General features: G+C 40.1%; 8 protein-coding genes and 1 pseudogene. 4 read left to right on the top strand and 5 right to left on the bottom strand.

The features are described from left to right. Positions 1-154 precede the first annotated feature (154 nt). Entirely contained in the window at positions 155-928 is a 774-nt protein-coding gene (locus D0463_RS17045) for an SDR family oxidoreductase (RefSeq protein WP_117308573.1), read from the top strand. Between the two features lie 134 nt (positions 929-1,062). On the opposite strand, the gene D0463_RS17040 is transcribed toward D0463_RS17045, so the two are convergent. The 4 genes and pseudogenes from D0463_RS17040 to D0463_RS17020 all read right to left on the bottom strand — a co-directional run bounded on the left by D0463_RS17040 (position 1,063) and on the right by D0463_RS17020 (position 3,875). Beyond that, on the bottom strand, positions 1,063-2,421 hold the full coding sequence (locus D0463_RS17040) for an MATE family efflux transporter (protein WP_254052842.1): 1,359 nt from the start codon (positions 2,419-2,421) through the stop codon (positions 1,063-1,065). Between the two features lie 133 nt (positions 2,422-2,554). Further along, positions 2,555-3,156: pseudogene (yidC, locus tag D0463_RS17035) on the bottom strand (membrane protein insertase YidC). A gap of 127 nt (positions 3,157-3,283) precedes the next feature. Then, a complete protein-coding gene (locus D0463_RS17025; RefSeq protein WP_117308570.1) occupies positions 3,284-3,574 on the bottom strand; it encodes a hypothetical protein in 291 nt (96 codons plus the stop codon). A gap of 205 nt (positions 3,575-3,779) precedes the next feature. Next, entirely contained in the window at positions 3,780-3,875 is a 96-nt protein-coding gene (locus D0463_RS17020) for a YjcZ family sporulation protein (RefSeq protein ID WP_117308569.1), read from the bottom strand. Positions 3,876-4,093: 218 nt separating this feature from the next. On the opposite strand from D0463_RS17020, the gene D0463_RS17015 reads away from it, so the two are divergent. From D0463_RS17015 to D0463_RS17005, 3 genes are all read left to right on the top strand, one after another. Then, entirely contained in the window at positions 4,094-4,549 is a 456-nt protein-coding gene (locus D0463_RS17015) for a hypothetical protein (protein ID WP_117308568.1), read from the top strand. A gap of 237 nt (positions 4,550-4,786) precedes the next feature. Then, the gene (locus D0463_RS17010) at positions 4,787-5,065 is read left to right on the top strand and encodes a YesK family protein (protein ID WP_117308567.1); all 279 of its coding nucleotides are present in this window, start codon (positions 4,787-4,789) and stop codon (positions 5,063-5,065) included. A 35-nt stretch (positions 5,066-5,100) separates the two neighbouring features. Then, positions 5,101-5,304 carry a DUF4269 domain-containing protein gene (locus tag D0463_RS17005; RefSeq protein WP_216824913.1) on the top strand — a complete coding sequence of 68 codons (204 nt, stop codon included), beginning with the start codon at positions 5,101-5,103 and terminating at the stop codon, positions 5,302-5,304. Between the two features lie 73 nt (positions 5,305-5,377). On the opposite strand, the gene D0463_RS17000 is transcribed toward D0463_RS17005, so the two are convergent. Beyond that, positions 5,378-6,343 carry a nuclease-related domain-containing protein gene (locus D0463_RS17000; protein ID WP_117308565.1) on the bottom strand — a complete coding sequence of 322 codons (966 nt, stop codon included), beginning with the start codon at positions 6,341-6,343 and terminating at the stop codon, positions 5,378-5,380. Positions 6,344-6,893 lie beyond the last annotated feature (550 nt).

The raw sequence follows: 6,893 nt of genomic DNA, 5'->3' as shown, positions 1-6,893 counted from the left end.
TCGAGGAGTCTCGCATATCCTCGCCAATCAACTTTGTTGCAAAATTAACTGAGATATTATGTTAATCAATATTAAACCACCAGTTATGGTGAAGAGCCTTATACGTTCTTATCTGCTAAAATAAACTAAAGTCAGAATAAAGAGGTAATTTTCTGTGAAGGAAAAAATAGCTGTCATTACAGGCGGGGCAACGGGGATTGGGAGGAAAACAGCGCATTTGCTGGCACAAGCAGGAATAGCTGTAGCTGTAACGTACCGAAAAAGCAAAACGGAGGCGGAAGCCCTTATCGATGAAATCGAAAGGTTATACGGAGCGAGCGGATTGGCAGTGAAAGGTGATGTATCGCAAGAGGCAGAGTGCGTTGAGGCAGTCGACACCATTATAAAGGCATACGGCAAGATCGATATCCTTATCCACAATGCAGGGCCATACATACATGAACGGAAAACAATGATTGATTATACGAGCGAAGAATGGAATTATTTAATGAACGGCAATTTAAACGGATTCTTTTATATGGCAAAAGAAATCGTACCTCATATGAGGAGAAATAAATGGGGAAGAATTGTGACCTTTGGTTTTGAGAGAAGTGAAACAGCCCCGGGATGGATCTATCGTTCGGCTTTTGCGGCTGCTAAGACGGGATTGACCTCCCTGACAAAAACCCTCGCCCTCGAAGAAGCTGTAAATGGAATTACCGTTAATATGGTTTGTCCCGGTGATATTACCGGTGACTGGAAAGAAAGCGATATCGAAAAAGCTAAGAAGCATCAAGATGAAGCGGTGCCTGTTGGCAGGCCGGGAACCGGTGAGGATCTGGCAAGGGTCATTCGCTTTCTTTGCGATGAAAAGTCCGATTTCATAACGGGAAGCGTGATCCCGGTCACCGGGGGAAAAGATGTATTGAATAAAATTTATCAGGAATGAAGAGTGCCTTGTAAATAAGGAACATCGACATCTGCCAAATCGTGTTCCTAGTATGTCCTGTACCTCGGACTAGAAACCAGTTCATATTGATGAGAAAAATCTTCCCATAGCTATGCGGGAAGATTTTCTCATTTTCAAGCATATTGCTTCGAATACTTGACCCTTTGTATATAGAATAATCGGCTCGAAAGCCCGATGGCACCAACCGCAAGGCCTGTAATCAGTCCAATCCAATAGCCGGCAGCCCCGAGATCCGTGAAACGGGCAAATAGATAGCCGGTTGGGAGCCCGATGACCCAAAATGAGATTAAGCTCATTAGAAACGTGATGTTCACGTCCTTATATCCTCTTAATACTCCTTGTATCGGTGCTTGTACTGCGTCAGAAAGCTGAAAAAATATGGCATAAATTAAAAAGTGTGCCGTTAGCTTCATCACGGCCGCATCTTCTGTATAAATGGATGCCACCTCATCCCTGAAAAAGAAAATGATTAGTCCGCTAAGTAGTGACATGCAGACAGCCATCGTGATCCCAATCAAGCTGTATTCCCGTGCATCCTTAAGTCGCTCGGCACCGACCTCGTATCCGACGACAATCGTAAGCGCCATCGATATGCTTAAAGGCATCATGTACAGGAATGAAGCGAAGTTCATCGCAATCTGGTGCGATGCGATTGTAATCGTATCGAAACCGCTCATCAAAAGGGTGACTGCAGCGAAAATGCTCGTTTCAAAGAAAATCGAGAATCCAATCGGTACACCGATTTTTAATAATGAAAGCCATTCCGTGACAGAAATCTTGAAAAATGTCCCGAAGATTTTAAATTCAGCAAAGGGATGTATTTTAATGACTACAAACACGGCGATTAACGTGATGACCCAATATGTAATCGCGGTAGCATAGCCTGACCCGACGCCGCCAAGCTCTGGGAATCCGAATTTACCATAAATGAGCAGATAATTTAACAGGACATTTATCGGAAGTGACAGGAGGGTGATGATCATCGAAACCCTTGTGTGTCCGAGTGAATCGATAAAGGAACGGAGAACATTGTAAATAAATAAAGGAATCATCCCCCATGACAAAGCGACGAGAAAATCATGCGCGACCTGATGTACCTTTGGTGAAAGGTTCATCCCGTTTAGGAGCGGGTTTAGAATAAACGATCCAATAATGATAATCAAAGCTGCCATCACGACTGCAAGATAAACTGCCTGGATGATAGTGTAGGGAACGGCCTTTTTGTTCTTTGCACCGATTAATTGAGAGACGATTGGCGTAATGGCTAAAAGGATTCCGCTCAGGCCCGTGTACACCGGAACCCAGATCGAGCTTCCGATCGAAACGCCTGCCACATCATCTGTGCTGTATTTGCCGGACATCATGATATCGAAGAAATTCATCGAATATAAACCGAGCTGAGTGACTAGTATCGGAATTAATATAACGAAAAACTGGCGAAGCTTTTCGGATCTTTTGTGAGTGACGTTCATGCGCATACCTCTATCCGTTAATTTGACAATGAGGAAATTATACCACAATAAACCAAAATGAACCGACAACATCGCGTGCCGGTTCATTGCCTATTCCCTATTCTTTCAACATATTATTTACTTATCCCTTTTCTTATGTTTGATTTGAATTGACTATCGCCTTGCCATTCGTTTCATCCGTTGATTTTAAGAATCTTTGAAAAACGATTGTCTGTCCGATCATGAATAATCCGCCGATTGTCCAGTACAGCGGAAGGGCAGCAGGAATATTTAAAGAAAAAATAATCATCATGATTGGTGATAGCAAACCAATCATATTTAATGATGGATTCAGTCGTTGGTCCCGTGGTGTGGGAGAGTTGTTCAGTTTTTGGCTGATGATAAACTGAACAAAATAAATCGAACCCGCTATCAAAGCCATAAGCACATTGCTGCTTCCCAGATCAAACCATAGAAAAGAATGGGAAGAAATCTCCGATGAGTGGCTGATGGCATAGTAAAGACCAATCATGATTGGAAATTGAACCAGCATCGGCAAACATCCTATAGCTACTGATGCTCGCTGTAAAGAGAAGCCATTTGTTGTTGAATGTCTTGTCGCTGTTCTTTCGTTTTCGCTTCTTTTAATTTTTGCTGAAAAACATCCAAATCGGGTTTCAATTTTAACATCTTTGCTTGTATATATTTTTGTTGCTTCTGCTGCTTATAAAAAAGGGGCAACAGGCAAAATCGCACAACGAGAGTGACTAAAACGATCGAAACGCCATAGCTCCCTTGGAATGTATCGGCAAAAAAATTTAATAAATAAACAAAAGGTTTTACAAAAAAAGTATCAAACAAATTATTTTCCTCCAATTTATCATTAGTTCATATAAATCGGAGGAAAATAGGCATCGTCATCATCAGCGGTTTTAATTAATTGCTTGATTTGCTTTATAAGCCAGTCTACAAATGAAATTCGATGTTCTGTATACTCTATGGATAAATTGACTTGTTCCGAATGGCGCAAGCAAAAATGTGAATGAGCTGTATCGTCGTTTCTTAAGGATTGCGTTAACAAAAAAGTGCCAGCGGTAATCAATAATGGAGCGAATAAGTAAGTAAGGTAGATCAATAATGATAAATCGTGAATCTCATACATTAATTCAACCATTGATTCACCAGCTTAATTTATGGATTAGTTATATTTTCCCTGCTCCATCCATTTTTGTCGATGAAGATTAATAGGATAAAGGTAATTTGCCAACCATCCTATTTGTCTAACTAACATGGAAAGCACAAAAAACGATTTACTCCTGCGCAGAGAATCAAATCGTCTTTTGGTGTTGTGAACTTATACGTTCGCTAACCTATTTGATTTAGTAAACGTATGCAGCACCTACAATAATCAGCAAAATAAATAGAACAACAATCAACGCAAATCCAGCACCATTTCCTTTATCTTCATATCCCATTTCGCTACACCTCCTTTATGAATCACAATTACATGCTATGAAAAAGGTGTTTTACTTGTTTGGACATACACAAACTTCCGCTAACACCTGACTTGGATTTGGTAATCACATTGATGAAAGGTTTTCATATTTTATAAGTAGATTTCACAATAATGGACATGTCTTTTTTGATGATGAATTCTAAACAAACGTGTGAAAACCTTTCAGGGTGTGATGAATTGAAAGGAAATGATGAACGGAAAAAAGAAAAACAAACACTCAAGGACGTTCAACGAAGTATTGATCTCATCCTGGCTGCATTACTATTGACTGGACAACTTACCATAGCAGGGGTTTCTATCGTACCTGGAGGGTTTCGGATTTCAGTAGGAGGGCCCCTGACAGGAGGACTTCGTTTAGAAGGTAAGTCAGGAAAAAAAACGTTAAATTGGATCATCGATGTAATGGATGTCATAACAGCTATCCTGTTGATTAAAGACGAAATTAACGTTACAAGCACGATTGTCTCCTCCACCAGTTTTACCGTCAGTGTCAGCGGCCACATTTTTGGAATCCGCAAACAGGATGTATCCCTTCCCGATTTAGAAAAGATTTTCAAGGAATTCGAGTTGGTTACATCAGAACATTTCCATGTTAACGCAGAACTAATGAATTTATTGCAAAGGGGTGAATAGCTTTGGCTTTAACGGATATTCCAACCATTAAATCTTCTGAAGGTAACGCATTTCTGCTGGCACTGCCGCTGATTATCTTTATATTTTTCTTTACCCAGCCTAAACAAAGTGATGAGTGATTATCTCAACGAAATGAAAATGCATGTAGGAAGGTTTACATGCATTTTTTATTTGAGGAAAACGTTGTAGAAATATATGAAGAAGGGATGTTAATATTTGTAAGAAGGGGTGAGGTTGATGGATGGATTTGAATTCTTTATTTACTCTGGTGCAGCGATCATTTTATTTGTTCTTTTAGTCTCCTGGCTGCTTAGAAATAAATATCCCGATAAACCGTATGATTTACTGTTTGGTCTCGGTGTCACTGCTTTAGGATTAATTGTCATTCCATTCAGCTTCCTTATAGGCGGCTGGAGCGGAATGGGTTTAGGGATTATTGGAATGACTGTAATGATCGCCGCTGCTATAGGTATGAGTATATGCCTTGTTCTTAAAGTCCTTTTTGATGAAAAATAACTATTTTATTAAGATAATGCAAGGAGTCGGCTATGTTGAAAACTTTGGATTATTTGACTCTGGGCAGTGACAAGCAACGCCAAGCCCATAGAGTAATTAATAGTTTAGGAATCATGAATGAACTATCCATGTATACTCCTGTACTTTGTGGGACATTACCCATTGAAGTAGATGTTGAAGGCTCTGATTTAATACAAGGATTGAGGAATGAAGAGAATTTTAGTTTTATATTTCGATAGTGGATGGAGCTTTTTTAAGACAAGAAAGTATAGAGGCTAAGATGGCGGCAATTTTAGAGAGGGCTTCCCTATTTTAATGGGGTGGTTGAAAATAGGTTCTATTTTTGGGGGCTCCTTCAGAGGAGAGCTCCATTGATTTTAGAATCCTGGTCGCGGTATGTCGGGAATCTACATGCAGGAACTTCCGAAGTTCGGCGCTTGTGAGAGAAGGTTTAATGAGAAGGAAATAGTCACGAACTCCTTGTATGTGGGCATCTACAGACGCTGTATTGCATGACGGGCATAACCAAAAACCATTTTTTCTGATTATCGGAAAATGAGAACATGTTGGACATATAACACCAGTGAGTATGTCTTCACGAGGGATTGAATAGATATCGAGAATGTTGGGGTCGTGCGGGGAATGTTCTCGTAATAAGATACGGCTTAGTTTTTTGAACTCTTTTTGAGAAATAGCTTCTTTACTATATTTATTTTCTAATTCTTTTATCTTATTTTCTAAATCTGCTGAGTGAATTATTTTTTCATATTCACGAGAGTAACCTGATTTTAACTTTATTAAAGTGGATGGGTTGCTTATGATAACCAAATATTCAGTAGGCAGAGTTGTGAATTTCTCATCCTCCAACCAGGATACAAGTTCCCGCTGCTGCCGCTTCATTTGCAAAATGGGATCGGGAAATCCTTCCTCTTTGTCGTTGAGAATTCTTATAAGCTGATTAAAAGTACGATCAAAATATAGAGTGCCCGCAATGTTTTTCACCTCAGTGATTAAGGCGAAATTTCTCGAAATAATAAGGCTGTCCATTTGAAAGTTATATGTTCCGTTGTTCAAACATAGGTCGTGAAAAATGAAATACTCTTTTTCGGGAAGCGAGTTGAAGCGAATATCAACTGATTCCTCTCCTTTGAAACCGGCGTTCCTTTTCGCTAAGTCTCTTTCTGCTAGTACCCTTTTTGGATGCTGAAGAGGGAGTCTTCTCAGTAATGCTTCCAATTTCAATATCGTTAAGGGAACTTCTCTTTTTTTTGCAATCAAAATATCACTCCTTTCTTTTGATAGATTAATTCTTTATTAATTGGTTCATTCCTGCATGTAATTATTTGAATTATCTAATGGTCATTTTTAGGTTTGTGCTCGATGATCTAAATTTGTGCGCGATAATCCGGATTTGTGCTCGATGATCTGGATTTGTGCGCGATGATCCGGATTTGTGCTCGATGAACTGGATTTGTGCTCGATGATCCGGATTTGTGCTCGATAATCCGGATTTGTGCGCGATGATCTGGATTTGTGCGCGATGAACTGGATTTGTGCGCGATGAACTGGATTTGTGCGCGATGAACTGGATTTGTGCTCGATGATACGGATTTGTGCTCGATGATGCGAATTTGTGCTCGATAATCCGGATTTGTGCTCGATCATCTGGATTTGTGCTCAATGATCCGAATTTGTGCGCGATGAACTGGATTTGTGCTCGATGAACCGGATTTGTGCTCGATAATCCGGATTTGTGCGCGATGATGCGAATTTGTGCTCGATAATCCGGATTTGTGCTCGATGAACGGGATTTGTGCTCGATAATCCG

It is taken from the genome of Bacillus sp. V59.32b, assembly GCF_003429085.1.
GTDB lineage: Bacteria > Bacillota > Bacilli > Bacillales > DSM-1321 > Peribacillus.
Note: the sequence above shows the minus strand (reverse complement) of the source record. Positions and strands in the feature narration are given on the sequence as shown.

Coding starts and splice junctions, on each gene's coding strand:
- D0463_RS17040 (WP_254052842.1), bottom strand. CDS start 2,421: ATGAACGTCACTCACAAAAGATCCGAAAAGCTTCGCCAGTTTTTCGTT.
- D0463_RS17025 (WP_117308570.1), bottom strand. CDS start 3,574: ATGGTTGAATTAATGTATGAGATTCACGATTTATCATTATTGATCTAC.
- D0463_RS17020 (WP_117308569.1), bottom strand. CDS start 3,875: ATGGGATATGAAGATAAAGGAAATGGTGCTGGATTTGCGTTGATTGTT.
- D0463_RS17010 (WP_117308567.1), top strand. CDS start 4,787: ATGGATGGATTTGAATTCTTTATTTACTCTGGTGCAGCGATCATTTTA.